The sequence below is a fragment of the Streptomyces sp. NPDC050549 genome, from assembly GCF_040655035.1.
Lineage (GTDB): Bacteria > Actinomycetota > Actinomycetes > Streptomycetales > Streptomycetaceae > Streptomyces.
On the sequence record NZ_JBFAJD010000002.1, the window covers coordinates 185,272 to 200,177 of the forward strand.

At 70.8% G+C, this 14,906-nt stretch carries 14 protein-coding genes; 7 read left to right on the forward strand and 7 right to left on the reverse strand.

Annotated elements, in window-relative coordinates:
• The first annotated feature begins 191 nt into the window (after positions 1-191).
• Positions 192-1,520 (forward strand): hypothetical protein, encoded by a 1,329-nt coding sequence (locus AB0I51_RS04930; RefSeq protein ID WP_362971480.1) that lies wholly within the window; start codon positions 192-194, stop codon positions 1,518-1,520.
• Positions 1,521-1,752: 232 nt separating this feature from the next.
• On the opposite strand, the gene AB0I51_RS04935 is transcribed toward AB0I51_RS04930, so the two are convergent.
• Together AB0I51_RS04935 and AB0I51_RS04940 are read right to left on the reverse strand one after the other, a co-directional pair.
• Positions 1,753-2,313: a VOC family protein gene (locus AB0I51_RS04935; RefSeq protein WP_362971482.1), complete on the reverse strand. Its 561-nt coding sequence runs from the start codon at positions 2,311-2,313 to the stop codon at positions 1,753-1,755.
• A 102-nt stretch (positions 2,314-2,415) separates the two neighbouring features.
• Positions 2,416-3,024 (reverse strand): flavin reductase family protein, encoded by a 609-nt coding sequence (locus AB0I51_RS04940; protein ID WP_362971484.1) that lies wholly within the window; start codon positions 3,022-3,024, stop codon positions 2,416-2,418.
• Between the two features lie 223 nt (positions 3,025-3,247).
• On the opposite strand from AB0I51_RS04940, the gene AB0I51_RS04945 reads away from it, so the two are divergent.
• Complete coding sequence (locus AB0I51_RS04945) at positions 3,248-3,841, forward strand: HAD family acid phosphatase (RefSeq protein ID WP_362971486.1); 594 nt, start codon at positions 3,248-3,250, stop codon at positions 3,839-3,841.
• Between the two features lie 67 nt (positions 3,842-3,908).
• Here AB0I51_RS04945 and AB0I51_RS04950 read toward each other — a convergent pair whose 3' ends face one another.
• The 5 genes from AB0I51_RS04950 to AB0I51_RS04970 all read right to left on the reverse strand — a co-directional run bounded on the left by AB0I51_RS04950 (position 3,909) and on the right by AB0I51_RS04970 (position 11,530).
• Complete coding sequence (locus tag AB0I51_RS04950; protein WP_362971488.1) at positions 3,909-5,396, reverse strand: oxidoreductase; 1,488 nt, start codon at positions 5,394-5,396, stop codon at positions 3,909-3,911.
• A gap of 37 nt (positions 5,397-5,433) precedes the next feature.
• On the reverse strand, positions 5,434-6,234 hold the full coding sequence (locus tag AB0I51_RS04955; protein ID WP_362971490.1) for an enoyl-CoA hydratase-related protein: 801 nt from the start codon (positions 6,232-6,234) through the stop codon (positions 5,434-5,436).
• On the reverse strand, positions 6,231-8,456 hold the full coding sequence (locus AB0I51_RS04960; RefSeq protein ID WP_362971492.1) for an acetate--CoA ligase family protein: 2,226 nt from the start codon (positions 8,454-8,456) through the stop codon (positions 6,231-6,233). Before AB0I51_RS04960 ends, AB0I51_RS04955 begins: the two co-directional genes overlap by 4 nt.
• 126 nt (positions 8,457-8,582) lie before the next feature.
• Complete coding sequence (locus AB0I51_RS04965; RefSeq protein ID WP_362971494.1) at positions 8,583-9,776, reverse strand: NAD(P)/FAD-dependent oxidoreductase; 1,194 nt, start codon at positions 9,774-9,776, stop codon at positions 8,583-8,585.
• A 164-nt stretch (positions 9,777-9,940) separates the two neighbouring features.
• Positions 9,941-11,530, reverse strand: coding sequence for a subtype B tannase (locus AB0I51_RS04970; protein WP_362971496.1), 1,590 nt, complete (start codon positions 11,528-11,530; stop codon positions 9,941-9,943).
• A 241-nt stretch (positions 11,531-11,771) separates the two neighbouring features.
• Between AB0I51_RS04970 and AB0I51_RS04975 the strand changes: the two genes are divergently transcribed.
• Genes AB0I51_RS04975 through AB0I51_RS04995 form a run of 5 tightly spaced genes read left to right on the forward strand, consistent with a single transcriptional unit; the run spans position 11,772 to position 14,855 of the window.
• The gene (locus AB0I51_RS04975) at positions 11,772-12,224 is read left to right on the forward strand and encodes a DoxX family protein (protein WP_362971498.1); all 453 of its coding nucleotides are present in this window, start codon (positions 11,772-11,774) and stop codon (positions 12,222-12,224) included.
• Positions 12,221-12,652, forward strand: coding sequence for a Zn-ribbon domain-containing OB-fold protein (locus tag AB0I51_RS04980; RefSeq protein ID WP_362971500.1), 432 nt, complete (start codon positions 12,221-12,223; stop codon positions 12,650-12,652). Before AB0I51_RS04975 ends, AB0I51_RS04980 begins: the two co-directional genes overlap by 4 nt.
• 37 nt (positions 12,653-12,689) lie before the next feature.
• On the forward strand, positions 12,690-13,289 hold the full coding sequence (locus AB0I51_RS04985) for a GNAT family N-acetyltransferase (RefSeq protein WP_362971502.1): 600 nt from the start codon (positions 12,690-12,692) through the stop codon (positions 13,287-13,289).
• A complete protein-coding gene (locus AB0I51_RS04990) occupies positions 13,286-14,167 on the forward strand; it encodes a GNAT family N-acetyltransferase (protein ID WP_362971504.1) in 882 nt (293 codons plus the stop codon). Before AB0I51_RS04985 ends, AB0I51_RS04990 begins: the two co-directional genes overlap by 4 nt.
• A gap of 10 nt (positions 14,168-14,177) precedes the next feature.
• Entirely contained in the window at positions 14,178-14,855 is a 678-nt protein-coding gene (locus AB0I51_RS04995; protein WP_362971506.1) for a pyridoxal 5'-phosphate synthase, read from the forward strand.
• Positions 14,856-14,906 lie beyond the last annotated feature (51 nt).

Consider the following 14,906-nt stretch of genomic DNA (forward strand, 5'->3'; position numbering starts at 1 on the left):
GCACCGGAGCCGTACCAACTCCGCTCGGCCCAGGCCTACTTGGCCGAGTCCTCCGAAGCTCCCGCCCGCGCCTAATTGCTGCGCGTCCGTGCTGGGTGATCGGTATAAAGACCCGGATGGCCGGATGGCCGGGCGGGCGGTCCGGAACTGACCCCCGCCGTTCCGAAACGCGTCAGGGGTGGGGATCGGCAGTGGTGTTGCAGAGACTGCGCAGATGGATCACGGTGGCCGTCGCGGCCGCCGCGCTCGGCATGGGAGGTGTGACGGCGGCGCACGCCGCGGATCCGCCGGAGGTCATGTTCGCGACGAGTGTGTCGGACGACCTGGGGACCCTGCAGATCGGTGCCCGGTCCTCGGCCGGCATCACGGGCATCACGGCACACCTGGTCTCGTACACCTCGCAGACCGAGGTCGCCGAGATCGGGACCAAGGACTTCCGGCTCTTCTCCGGCACCCGTCAGGACGGTACCTGGCGCACCAAGAAGCCACTGAAGCTGCCCGAGTTCGGCTCCTATCGCGTCGACGTGGAGGTGACGGACGCCGACGGCGCTCATGTGCTGCGGCAGTCCGCGGGGGACTTCGCCTACTACGTCGTGGCGAAGTTCGGCGCGCTTGCCGTCGACCGCACCGCCATCGACCGGGAACACCGTGATGTGCGGGTGGAGGGCACGCTGTACGGTCGCTGGCCGACCCGCCAGGTCAGGCCGCTCGCGGCACGCCAGGTCGAGATCAATGTCGACTACCTGACGCAGACCACGGTGACCACCGACGCCTCTGGGCATTTCACCGCGTCGGTGCGACTCGACTACGCCGCGCCCGTCCAGGCCGTCTTCGGTATGGACGGTGGCACACCGGCGGTCCTGTACGGGGAGTCCGAGCCCGTGCAGATCGGTGTCGACCAGATCCCCACCCGGTTCACGTCCACGGTGAGTGCGACCGACGTCGACCTCGGTCGGCCGGTCACGGTGAACGTCAAGGTCGAGCAGAAGACCGCGGACGGCTGGGTGCCGCTGGCCGGACGCCCGGGCGGTGTCCTGTTCGGCCCCGACGACGCGCAGACCGATTTGGTGGGCCGCTTCACCACGGCCGGCGACGGCACCTTCACCATGGAGTACACGCCCTGGCAGGGCGGCCACTTCCAGTTCGCCCTGGACACCTCGGACGATCCGTTCCTCCAGGCCGGGACCGGTACGAGCGACACCGTCCATGTGCACCGGGCGTCGAAGTTCACGGCCTTCACGGCCGCCCGATCCGGCCCGGGGCAGGTCCACGCCGAGGGGCTCATCGACTTCCCCGACGGATGGACGCCCGCCTGGATCTACGTCCGTCTCCAGTACTCGCCCGACGGCGTGAACTGGACGACGCTCACCACGGTCGAGGCCTCCTGGGGCGGTGACGGCAACGATTTCGCCGCGGACCTCGACCAGAGTGCCGCCGGCTACTACCGCGCGGTCTTCGACGCCGACGACAACTTCCAGTCGGCCGTCTCACAGACGGTGTTCGTGCCGGCGTCCGACTAGGGACGGGTGACGGGTCGCCCGGCGGGAGGCGGGTGTGGCCGCCGCCGTCGACCGGACGGTGTCGGCCTGCTTCCGTCGTGCGAGGCCACCAGCATGCCGTCGTGGTCCGAAAGGCGACTTGCCGGCCCCGGGGCCCGGTCGGCCCGGGTGTCCGGTCGGCCCTGGGACGCCGGGACACGCGTCTGTTTCGGTCCGTGTCTGTCCCGGTCCGTCAGCCGGTTGCTCCGCTCCGTCACCCGGTCGTCGTCCGCACGGGCGCGCTGCTGCGTCCCTGGCCCCGGCCGCTGAGTTCGGCGTCGAAGGTCTCCTGGGCGATGCGCATGGCCTCGGCGTACTCGGGTTGCCGCAGCCGTTCCCACATCTCGGTCTCGGGAACGTGTTCCACCTGGGCGACCACCCACCAGATGTTGCCGAAGGGATCCTTGACCCGGCCGCCACGCTGTCCGAAGGCGTGGTTCGCGAGGGGGGTGACGACCTGGGCGCCGGCGTCGACGGCCCGGGCGAACGCCTCGTCCGCGTCCGGCACGAACACGCGCAGCAGGCTCGGCAGCACGGGCCAGTCCGCGCTTCGGTCGAAGGCCGGCACGACGGTGTCCCCGACTCGGATCTCCCCGTGCCCGATCGACCCGCTCTCGGTCACCACCCGCCCGAGCTCCTCCCCGCCGAACGCCGCCGCGACGAAGTTGAGAAAGGCTCCGGTGTCGTCGGTGACGACCCATGGCGCGACGGTGGTGTAGCCCTCCGGAGTGGCATTGGCACGGGTGTGAGTGTGGGTGTGCTGTCGGTCGGTCATCGGGTGCCCCTTCGTCGCTGCCAGGTGTCGGGGCGACGCTAGGGGCAGGTTGGGTCAGCTTCTGGCCTATTGGTGATCGGCCGGCTTCTGTCCTGGCGACGCTCAGAGGAACCGGCCCCGGTGGAACAGCAGGGGCGCATCGTCGCCGTTCCCCATGACACCCAGCCCGTCCACCCGGCCCACCACGATCAGATGGTCGCCCCCGGTGTGCACCGCGTGGATCGTGCAGTCGATCCAGGCGGCGGCGCCGGTGAGCCGTGGGGAGCGGGAGACCGGGGACGCGTCGTACGGGACGCCCGCGAACTTGTCGGTGCCGCTGGCCGCGAAGCCGCGGCACAACTCGCCCTGGTGGGCGCCGAGTACGTTGACGCAGAAGACGCCGGCGCGGGCGATGCGGGGCCAGGTCGTGGACGTACGGCCGACCATGAAGACGACGAGCGGCGGGTCGAGGGAGAGCGCGGAGAACGACTGGCAGGCGAAGCCGGCGGGGCCGGGTTCGCCGGCCGCCGCGGGGGCGGTGATCACCGTCACGCCGGTCGCGAAGTGGCCCAGTACGCGCCGGAATTCGCCGTGCTCGACCGGTGCGCGCTCGTCGTCCGCGACGCACCGGAGCTCCGGCCGCGGCAGCGCCTCGACAGGCTGCGCGGCCGGAGCGCCTCCGGACGACCTGAGGTAGCGGACGGCGGCGGCGGCCGCTCCTGCGTGTCCCATCACACCACCCATTGAAGCTGACGGGTCATCAGATAGGAAGGGGTGCGGGGCGCCGGGGGGTTCCGACAGCTCGTTCACAGACTCCCGGGAAGAACATGGGAGTTACGACGCCGCACGGACCTCCCTGAGTCACTCCCCGCACACCCGCCCGCAGCAGAGTTCCGCAACGACCGCCGCCGGTACGGAACCGGTGGCCGCCGCGACCCCGAGGAGCATCCACCCGATGAACCGTCTCACCGCACGCGGCACCGCAGTTGCCGCCGTGGCCGGCCTCGCCCTGACCCTCGCCGCCGCCCTGCCCGCGCAGGCCGCCGACTCGACCGTCACCGAGTCCCAGTGGCTGTCCGACGTCGCCGCCGTCACCGGCCCCGCGCAGACCTACGTCGACTCCCGCGCCGCCGCCAACACCTCGGGCGCCAGGCTGGCGATCGTCCTCGACATCGACAACACCTCGCTGGCGTCCTACTTCGAGGGCGGCTACCCCACCCCGGCCACCGCACCGGTACTCGCCCTGGCCAAGGACGCGCACGCCAAGGGGGTCAGCGTCTTCTTCGTCAGCGCCCGCACCAACCTGATCGACGTGGCCACCAAGTACAACCTGACGAACGTCGGTTACACCGTCGACGGCCTCTACACCCGCACGCTCATCGACATCGCGAGCGAGAGCGTCGCCGACTTCAAGACCTCCCAGCGCAAGGCGATCGAGGCGAACGGATACGACATCGTCGCCAACATCGGCAACAACACGACGGACCTGACGGGCGGTTACGCCGACACGACGTACAAGCTGCCCGACTACGACGGCCTGTTGGACTGACGAGCGCCGCACTCCCGGCACCCCCGGGACCCCCGCCGACCACGTCGGCGGGGGTCCCGGTTCTTGTTCAGCTCTTGTTCAACGACCGTGTCACGCCCGCGACGACCGCCGTCGTCAGCAGCCAGCCGGCCGCGATCAGGGTGTAGGAGAGCCATTGCGAGAGGCTGCCGTCCGGCCAGTACCAGGCGGTGCGCTGGCCGAGGCCGCCGATCGGGATCAGCAGGTCGAGGGTGTAGACGAAGGCGTTGAACGACGGGCCCTGGCCGGTCTGGACCGGCTTCGGCGTCTCGCCGCCGAAGACGGCCGTGCCGAGGGCGGTCAGCGCCAGGATCCACACTCCGGCCAGCCAGGGGCGGTAGCCGTAGCCGACCAGGGCGTCGAGCAGCTGTCCCCACACCCGTCCCGCCGGATGCAGAGTGCCGCGACGGTGGCGCTGCTTGGCCAGCAGCACCTTGCGGGCGTCGTCCTCGTGGCCGACCTGCCGGTACCAGCTCGCCAACTGCTCGTAGGGCTGCGGGGCGTAGCCGGGCTCGCGGCGGACCCACTCGACGCGGCGGGCCACGTCATACCCCCGCAGACCGTCCTCGGACTGGATGGAGACGTAGTCGAAACCCTGAAGCCGTACGACGCCCGGCCAGCTGTTCTCGCCGTCGTGCAGGACCGAGACGTGGGCCCCGCGCAGGTCCACCGCACCGGACGGGGCTGCGGCGGGCGTGAAGTGGAGCTCCCCCGCCCGCATCCGCGAACAGTCCAGGGCCATGTCCGCGCCGCTCAAAAAGGCGCCGTCGAAGGTGAGTTGATCGGATATCTGGGCGCCGCGCAGCTGCACGGTCCCGGTGGCGGTGAACCCCTGCGAGAAGACCAGGGTCTGGGCCACGGCGTTGTCCGCGAGGAGCGCCGGGCCGTCGGGGTTGTCCAGTCTGGCGCCCTCCATGAACAGGCCGCCGGGCAGGTGGGCCCCCAGCAGGCGTATGCCCCCGTGGGCCGTGAATCCCCGACGGCAGAAGACCCCACCCTCCATGACCAGACCTCCGGCGAACAGCGCCCAGCCCTCCGGGTCCGACAACACCGCCCCGCCCAGCTGCAGTTCGCCCGCGATCCGCGCCCGCATGAGCGAGAGCCTGCCGTGCAGAACCGAACGCCTCAGGTCGAGGGTGCCCTCGACGGAGGCCAACGCGGCGTCGATGCCGGGGACTTGGCAGCCGACGAACCCGATCGTCCGGGTGGCGGCTCCGTCGAGACTCGGCCCCTCCTCGAACCAGCAGCCCTCGAACCGCAACAGGTGCCCGATCTCCGCGCCGGCCAGGTCGAGCCGACCGGTGATCCGCGCGCCGATGACCCGCAGCGCGGTGACCGCCCCCGGCGGTGCGGTGTTGGCTCCCCGCGCCAGTGCCGTCACGACAGCGGCCCGAAGCGTGCGCTCGGGTCCCCAGCCCGGTCCTTCCGCAGGATCGTTCTCGTCCGGTGCGCCCACGCGCAGGTCCACCAGGCGGCCTTCGGGGAAGGCGTTCCACAACTCCCGTTCGGGCGGGGTCATTTCCTCGTACGACAGCATCGACACAGCGTAGAGACCAAGGCCTCCGGTGTGGGCGTCAGCGCCCCCGGTACTCCGGACTCCGCCGCTCCACGAAGCTCGCCACGCCCTCCCTCGCGTCCTCCGTCGTCATGTTGATCTCCTGGGCCGCCGCCTCCGCCGCGAACGCCGACGTCCGGTCGCTGTCCAGGGAGGCGTTGACGAGCTGCTTGGTGAGGGCGAGGGCGCGGGTCGGGCCGGTTGCCAGGCGCCGCGCCCACTCGCGGGTCGTCTTCTCCAGCTCCCCGTCCGGCACCACCCGGTTGACGAGGCCGAGGCGTTCCGCGTCCGTGGCGGTCAGGGCGTCGCCGAAGAACATCAGCTCCTTCGCCCGTTGCGGGCCGATCAGGCGGGGGAGCAGATAGGCGCCGCCGCCGTCCGGGACCAGGCCCCGGCGTACGAACACCTCGATGAAGCGCGCCGACTCCGCGGCCAGGACGAGGTCGCAGGCGAGAGCCAGGTGCGCGCCCAGGCCCGCCGCCGTGCCGTTCACCGCGGCGATCACCGGTTTCTCGCAGTCCAGGACGGCTGCGATCAGACGTTGCGCGCCCAGGCGGATCGTGCGGGCCACGTCCCCGGCCACCCGTTCGGCGGTCGCCGTCCCGCCTCCCCTCAGGTCCGCGCCCGCGCAGAAGCCCCGCCCGGTGCCGGTGAGGACCACCGCCCGTACGGAAGGGTCGGCCGACGCCTCGGCCAACAGGGCGATCAACTGGTCCCGTTGGGGCGGGGTGAGGGCGTTGAGAGTCTCGGGACGGTTGAGGGTGAGGTACGTGACGCCGTCCGTGACGGTGTGCGTGATCTCCGACGTCGGCCCGGTCATCGGCAAACCGCCAGCGCGTCCAGGGCCACCGCGCCCTGCCCCCGGGGCAGCACCATCAGCGGGTTGATGTCCAACTCGGAGAGCACGTCGCCCAGTTCGAGGGCCATGCGCTGCACCCGCAGGATCACCTCCACCAGCGCGTCCAGGTCCGCCGGAGGGCGCCCCCGTACCCCGTCGAGCAGGGGACGGCCGCGCAGCTCGCCGAGCATCGCGCCCGCCTGGTCCTCCCCGAACGGTGGCACACGTACCGCCACGTCCCGCAACACCTCGACCAGCACCCCGCCAAGGCCGACCGTCACCGTCGGCCCGAACAGGTCGTCCTGGGTGACGCCGACCACCATCTCGACGCCCCGCTCGACCATCTGGCAGACCAGCACACCGTCCAGGGTCACGTCCTCGTAGCGGGCGATGTCCGTCAACTCGCGGTAGGCGTCCCGGACTTGGCTGGCCGAGGTCAGTCCGACCTTTACCAGGCCCAGTTCCGTCTTGTGCGCTATCTGGCCGCCCGACGCCTTCATCACCACCGGGTAGCCCACCAGCCCCGCCGCCCGTACGGCCGCCGCCGCGCTGGTCACCAGCTGCTCGCGGGGCACCCGGATGCCGTAGGCTCGCAGCAGTTGTTTCGCCGCGTGCTCGCTCAGCTGCTGACCCGGGCGCATCAGGGCCTGGGCCTTGCGGAAGGAGGGGGAGAGGGCGCGGGGGGCCTCGTCGAAGGGGGACCGGTAGGCGCGGACGAAGCGGTGGTGGGAGAAGTAGGCGCGCAGCGCCGTGATGCAGTTGCCGACCGTGCGGAAGGTGGCCACCCGGGAGGAGCCCAACAGGACTTCCCGGTACGCCGGTTCGGTGCCGACCGGTGAACCCCACACCACGCACACCAGCTTGTCGGTGCGTTCGGCCGCGGCGACGAGGTCCTCGACCAGCTTGTCGCTCAGCGGCGGGAAGGGGCCCGTGATCGGGCACACCAGTACGCCCACCTCCGGGTCGTCGAGGATCGCGTCGATGATCCTCCGGCCGCGCCAGTCGCCCACCGGGTGACCGCCGTTGTCCACCGGGTTCGCCACGCTCAGGTACGGCGGTATCCACTCGTGCAGTTCGGCCTGCTTGGCCGTGGACAGCTGTGGCAGGTGCAGTCCCGCCTCGCTCGCCAGGTCGGCGAAGTGGGCGCCCGTTCCGCCGGAGATCGAGTACACGACGACCCCGTCGGCGACGGGAGCCTTCGCCCGCGCCAACAGGCTCGCGGTGTCCTGGAGTTCGTCGAGGCCGTCGACGCGGAGCACGCCGTACTGGCGCATCGCCGCGTCCACCACCGTGTCCGCGCCGGTGAGTTTGCCGGTGTGGGAGGCGGCGGTGCGGGCCCCGGTCTCGGTGCGGCCGACCTTCACCGCGACGACGGGCACCTTGCGGCGGGCGGCGCGGTCGGCGGCGAGGAGGAAGGCGCGGCCGTCCTTGAGGCCCTCCAAGTAGCAGGCGATGGCGCCGACTTCGGGGCGTTCGGCGAAGTAGGAGATGAAGTCGGCCGTCTCCAGATCGGCCTCGTTGCCGGTGGGTGCCCAGTGGGAGAGGCGGATGCCGAGCTCCTGCAGGGCGAAGACCGGGCGGCCCTGGTGGCCCGACTGGGTGATGAGGGCGATCGCGGGGCCGTCGAGGTCCTCGCGGAAGTTCTCGAAGGCGTTGAGGTTGGTGTTCGGGCCGAGCAGACGGAGCCCGGACCGGCCTACGGCGGCGGCGAGTTGCTCCTGCGCCAGTGCGCCCTCCTCGCCCGTCTCCGCGAAGCCGGACGCGAAGGCGACCGCGAACTTCACCTTGGCCTCTGCCAGTTGCTCGATCACGGGGAGCGGGTCGGCCACCAGCACCACGGCCAGGTCGACCTGTTCGGGGAGATCGGGGACGGAGGGGAAGCAGGGGACGCCGAAGACCGTCGTACGGGTGGGATGCACCGGATGCAGGCGCGCCCCCACCCGGTCGGCCCAGGCCATGAGTTGGCGGGTGATGCCCGTGTTCGGGCGTCCCTCCGCGTCCGAGGCGCCGATCACGGCGACCGTCTCGGGGCGGAAGAAACGGTCCAGGTCGGGTACGCCGGCGTACAACGGCCGCCCGCCGACATCGAGATCGTCGACGTCGGCGGGCCTTCCGTGGACGGCGGGGCCGGGTTGCTCACCGCAGGCGATGACCCGGGCCCGGCGGGAGTCGGTGGTGAGGGTGCCGTGGGTTGATCCAAGCATCGGTCCGCCCGCTCCTGTGTGACAGTCGTGACAGCACAATTAACTGACGCACTGTCAGATTACTGAACTGACACTGCGTCAGGAACTGTCGTGCACGCAAAGAACGGTCGGAACCCGGGACAGGTCCTAGCTCACGGCACTTTTGCGGACGGACCTGGCGAGGGCCTTCGCGATCTTCTCCGCGTCGATCGCCAGCTCGCGGAGCATGCCGCTGATGGGGTTGGTGAAGCCGGTGAAGTACAGGCCGGGCGCGTCCTTCGGGGAGCGGGCGCCGTGCACGACCGGCCTGCCGCGCGCGTCCAGCACACCGAGATGGCCGACCAGACCCTCCAGTGAACGGACGTAACCCGTGGCCGCGACGACGGCGTCCGGCTCGATCCGCTCACCGTCGGCCAGCACCACCTTGCCGTCCTCGAACGACTCCACGGCCGCCACGACCTCCACCCGCCCCTTGCGCACCGCGTCGATCAGACCGACGTCCTGCACCGGGATCGACCCGTCCTTGACCCGGCTGTACAGCCCCGTGTCGGGCCGCGCCAGCCCCTGCGCCGCCAGGTCCGGCACGCTCAGCCTGGCCATCGGCCCCGCGAGCCGGTCGACGAGACGGACCGGCAGCCGCCGTACGACGATGCCCGTGTACTGGGCCGCCCAGCCCGCGGTCGAGCGGCGCACGATGTGCGGGGTGGTGCGCACCGCGAGCCGTACGCGCGCCGCGCCGCCCTCCACCAGGTCGACCGCGATCTCCGCACCCGTGTTGCCGACGCCGACGACCAGGACGTCCCGGCCCGCGTACGGCTGCGGGTTGCGGTAGTCGGCGGCGTGCAGCAGCTCGCCGGTGTAGGTGTCGCGGCCGGGCCAGTCGGGCACCCGGGGGGTGTGGTTGGTGCCGGTGGCGACGACGACCGCGCGGCCGGTCAGCTCACGGCCGCCGGTGGCGTGCAGCAGCCAGCCGGTGCCGTCGGCCGAGCGCTCGATGCGGGAGACCTCGACACCGGTGACGATCTCCAGCTCGTGGACCTCCGCGTATTTCTCCAGATAACGCACCACGTCGTCGCGCGAGACCCAGCGCCCGAAACGGCGCGGGATCGCGAGGCCCGGCAGCCCCGAGAGCCGGCGAGTGGTGTGCAGGTGGAGGCGGTCGTAGTGCCCGCGCCAGGACGCCCCGACCCGGTCCGACCGCTCCAGTACGACGGCACGGATGCCCCGCGCGCGCAGCGCGTACGCGGCGGCGAGTCCGCCGGGGCCGCCGCCGACGACGTACACGGGGCGGTCTGCGTGGTTCTGCGGCGCCGGGGTCGGAGACGCTGTGGAGTCGGCCATGAGCGCGAGCGTAATCACGTCCCACGTTGATGGGTCTCGGTCAAGACCGGAATTGGTTGCGGATTGATCACGGGTGTGGAGGACCGGGTGGGATCGGTGGCGTAGAGCCTCTGGTTGTGGGGGCGGGGTGAGCGCGGTCGCGGGACCCGCCCCGCCCTCGCGGACTACTTGCCGCGCTTGGCCTTGTGGCCGGTCACCTGGGCGATCCACTTGATGAAGTCGCCCGGGTCGGTGTTGGCGCCGTGGCCCTCGTCCCAGTAGTAGATGTGGTTCACGTCGTCGCCCAGGTTGTCGAGGCGGGCGGCGAGGTTGGCGGCGACCGTCAGCGCGGTGTCCGAGTCCTTGGTGCCGAGCCGGATCCACCAGTGCCTGGAGCGGTTCGGGTTCACCTTCGCGACCAGGTGGTGCATCGGGTTCATCAGGTCGAGCTTCGCGGGGATGTCGCTCGCGACGCGCTTGCTGCTGAGGCCCGTCGAGTCGTTCTTCGCGCCGTACGCCGTGAAGTGGCGGGCCTGGGTCGTGCCCGTGCCGAACTCGTTGTTCTCGCCGGCCGACAGGTCGAAGGCGTCGAAGGCCGGGGTGTCCTTCTTGCGGGCGCCGACGTGGGTGAGGAAGTCGGCCCAGGTGAAGGTGGCCTTGCCGCCGGACCAGGTGATGAAGGTGTTGGCCTTCAGATAGGTCTCGCGGGCGGAGTCGGAGAGGGCGGCGAGGTAGGTGGTGGCCGACGGCTCCAGGTACTGCTCGACCATGTACTCGTCGAGGTTGCGGGCGCTGAGCGGACCGAAGCCGCCGAGGCCGCGCAGCTTCAGGCCGGCCTGGTACTCGGCGAACTGCGCCTGCAGCGCCTTCGACACCGTCTGGTCCACCTGCTTGCCGGTGCTGAGGTCGTTGGCGCCCCAGTTCCACTCGTAGGCGCCGTCCGCGTGCTCCAGGTCGGTGATCGGGCACCAGGCACCGGTCGCGAAGATCGCGTCGGAGGCGTCGGCCGCGCCGATCTCCTTGAGGTACTTGTCGTAGATCGGGCTGTCGCCGGACGCGCCCAGCAGGGAGGAGAGGGCGCCACCCGCGCTGGTGCCTGCCGAAACGATTCGCTCGACGTTGCCGGGGATGCGGCCCTTGTTGGACCTGATGTACCGGACGGCCGCCTTGAGGTCGACGATCGCGGCCGGGGCGGTGCCGTAGTACTCGCCACTGGAGTTCTTGAGGGTACGGCCGCGGGCGCCGGGCTCGATCACGACGTAGCCGGCGGCCAGCGCGAGGAGCTGGTTGCTGGAGGTCGCGCCGCCGGTGGCGTTGGTGTTGCCGTTGGCGCCGGGGGCGGAGGCGCCTGCGGACGAAGACGCGCTGGGCGCGCCGCTGGGGGCCGCGCCGCCGCCCATCGCCGAACCGCCTCCGCCGACCTCGGTGGCGGTCGCCACGGAGGCGGGCAGGTAGCCGCCGACGGAGTTGGCGAACAGGATCGGCGCGTTGCTCGCGTCGACCGCCTTGCCGTCGATCTCCACCGGGGCGCTGACGATCAGCGACTGGTAGGTGGCGTCCACCGGCTCGGCGACGTAGGTGATCGCCTTCCAGAAGTGGTAGACGACCTTGTGCTCCGTGCCCTCGGCGTCCGTGATCGTCTTCGTGAGCTTCGTGTAGGCGTCCGGGTCGAAGACCAGGGCGTCCGAGGACGACGACGACTTCGAGTCGCTCGCGTTCGCGCTGAGCGCGATGCCGCCGACCGCCGCGACACCGGCGGTGGCGCCGATGCCCATGACTACCGTCCTGCGCTTCACTGCCCTGTGCTTCACCGTGCTGCCTCTCGTCTTCCTGACCGTTCCCGACCGCGTCTTCCGGACCGCTTCCTGGCCTTGCGCTTGCGAACGTAATCGGCGGCGAACGAAATCGTCAACAATCTGCCGGGATTCATGGCCGGCCCACAGCGGCACGGCCCGCGCACAGGATTTTCATGGCCCCCTCTCGGCTTTCTCCAGCTTCTGACGTACCGTCAGATTCATGGATGCGATCTGGCTCGACGGAGCGGAATGGCTCGCGGTCCTCCGCATAGGACTCGGCCTGTGGTGGCTGGAGAGCTGGCGGCACAAGGACAAGAAAGCCTGGTTCGAACGCGGCACCGGCATCGCCTGGGCCGCCGACGTCGCCGCCGAACACCGCTGGACCGCGGTCCGTTCGGGCTTCGACGTGATGGTCGCCCCACGCCCGCGCACCATGGCGTACATCGTCGTCTACGCCGAACTCGCCGTCGGCCTCGGCCTGGTCGCGGGACTCCTCACCCCGGTCGCCCTCGTCGGAGGCCTGCTCCTCAACGTCCTCTACTTCACCCTCATGATCCACGACTGGGCGGAGCAGGGGCAGAACGCGATGATGGCGCTCATCTCGGTCGTGGCCCTGTTCGCGATGTCCTGGCAGGTGTGGTCGCTGGACGACGCGATCGGATGGTTCCGATGACCCGCGAGCCGCGCTCCGACCCCCGCTCGGAACTCCGCTTCGACCTCCCCGAGCCCGACGCGTTCACCCGGACCTACTGGGACGCGGCCGGCCAGGGCAGACTGCTGATCCGCCACTGCGCCGACTGCGGCCGGCCCCACCACTACCCGCGCGAGTTCTGCCCCCACTGCTGGAGCGAGAACGTCACCTGGGAGACCGCGAGCGGCCGCGCCACCCTCTACACCTGGTCCGTCGTCCACCGCAACGACCTGCCGCCCTTCGGACGACGGGTGCCGTACGTCGCCGCCGTCGTCGACCTGGCGGAGGGCCCGCGCATGATGACGGAACTGGTGGACTCCGACCCGGCCGCCCTGAGGGCCGGAACGCCGGTCGAGGCGGTGTTCCGGGAGGGAGTGCCGGTGTTCAGGCTTCCGCCCGGGGGAAAATGACACACCCGGTGCACGGGGCACTTGGTTCAATGGCGCGATGGCCCACATACGCGAGCGGTCCGTTCAGCACCCCCTGCCCGAGCTGAACGGCCACGGACTGCGGCTGCGCCCCTGGAACCCCGACGACGACACCGATGTCGCGGACTGGCTGCGCGGAGTGTCCGACCCCGACTTCCAGCGCTGGAACACCCCACTCCGCCCCATCACGGACCTCACCGGAGCCCGCAACTCGCTCCGCTCCCGCGCCGAGGGCGCCGAGGACGGCGTCAGCGCCTCGTTCCGAGTCATGGACGCCGCCGACGGCACGACCCTCGGACACATCGGCGTCAACGACATCGACCGCCTCATCAGCGTCGCCCGCGTCGGCTACTGGACCCTCCCCGAGGCCCGCGGCCGGCACGTCGCGATCCGTGCCCTCACCCTCGCCGCCCGCTGGGCCCTGACCGACCTGGGCCTGCACCGCCTCGAACTCGGCCACGCCCTCGGCCACCACGTCTCCTGCCACATCGCCGAACGCTGCGGCTTCCCCGCCGAGGGGACACTGCGCGGGGCGATGTTCGAGGCGGGCCGCCGCGACGCCTTCCGCGACGTCCATCTGCACGGCCGCCTGGCGACCGACCCGGAGGTAGAACTGTGACGACGATCCCCACCTGGCACCTCACCGCGGACCTGGACCAGTTCCTGCTCCTGGCAGGGGACTTCCTCCAGTCCCGCCCCGCACACCACACCATTCAACTGACGGTGACGGACACCCTGCGCAGACGCGGGCGGCACATCTACGGCGACGACGACCCCGAGTTCGGCGTCCTGGAACGCGACGGCACTGTCACGGCCGCCTACTTCCGCACACCCCCCGGCCGCCTCATGTCGACCCGCCTCACCCCCGACGAGGCCGAAGCACTGGCCTCCCGACTCGCCGACCGGGGAACCGAGTTGCCCGGCGTCATGGCCGAACAGGACACGGCGACGGCCTTCGCGGAGGCGTGGCGAGGACGAACCGGAGCCGAAGGCGAGATCAGCGTCCGCCAACGCCTCTACCGCTTGGGCGAGTTGACGATCCCAGCGCCTTCCCCTCCCGGCAGCCCGAGAGTCGCGGTGGCAAAGGACCGCAAACAACTCATGCGCTGGCACGGTGAGTTCGTACAGGCGATCGGCGAGCACGGCGCCATGATCGGCTCGGCCGAATGGGCCGACGCACGGATCTCCTACGGCGGCGTCACGCTCTGGGAGACCCCCGACGGAACACCGGTGTCGATGGCCGGAGTCACGGCGAAGGTGGCCGGCCAGATCCGGGTCGCCCCCGTGTACACCCCGGCGGACCTGCGGGGCCGCGGCTACGCCGGCGCCGCCACGGCGGAGGTCAGCCGGGCCGCGCGCGCGGCGGGCGCGGCCGAGGTCCTGCTCTTCACCGACCTCGCGAACCCGACCAGCAACGCCCTCTACCAACGGATCGGATACCGCCCGGTCGCGGACTTCACCGCATACGACTTCGGACCCGGCACCGGTCAAAGGTGATACTCGACTTATGGCAACGGAAACCGGACCGGACCTCCACGACCTGCTGAAGTCCCTACGGGTATGGGCCCCCGAGACGACCGAACTACGGGCGTTCGACCCGACGACGGCACCGGACACCCCCCTCGCCCTCTTCACCACGTGGTTCGCGGAGGCGGTGGCGGCGGGGGAGACCGAGCCGCACGTGATGTCCCTGGCGACGAGGGACGACGAGGGGCTCCCCGACGTACGAATGGTGATGCTGCACGGCGCGGACGAGGAAGGCTGGTCCTTCGCGACCCACGCCACAAGCCGCAAAGGCCACCAGTTGACGCACTTCGCCTACGCCGCCCTCTCCTTCTACTGGCCCCGCCTGGGCCGCCAGATCCGCCTGCGCGGCCCGGTCCTCCCGGCAACCCCCGCCGAATCCCGGGCGGACCTGCACGCCCGCTCGACAGGAGCCCTGGCAGCAGCACTGACCGGCCACCAGAGCGAAGTCCTCCCGTCCTTGGACGAGCTGACCCAAACCTCCGAAGCAGCCTGGGAACTCGCCCAACGCGAGCCACAGACACCGGTTCCGTCCTGGACCCTGTACCGCGTCTTCCCTGACGAGGCCGAGTTTTTCCAAGGGGACGCGCTACGGCGGCATGTTCGACTGAGTTATGTGCGTGAGGAGCGGGGCTGGGCCAGAGAACTGCTCTGGCCCTGAGCCCCGTTCGGTGTGCCGTACGTGGTCACACCCGGGAGCGCTGCTTCGAGG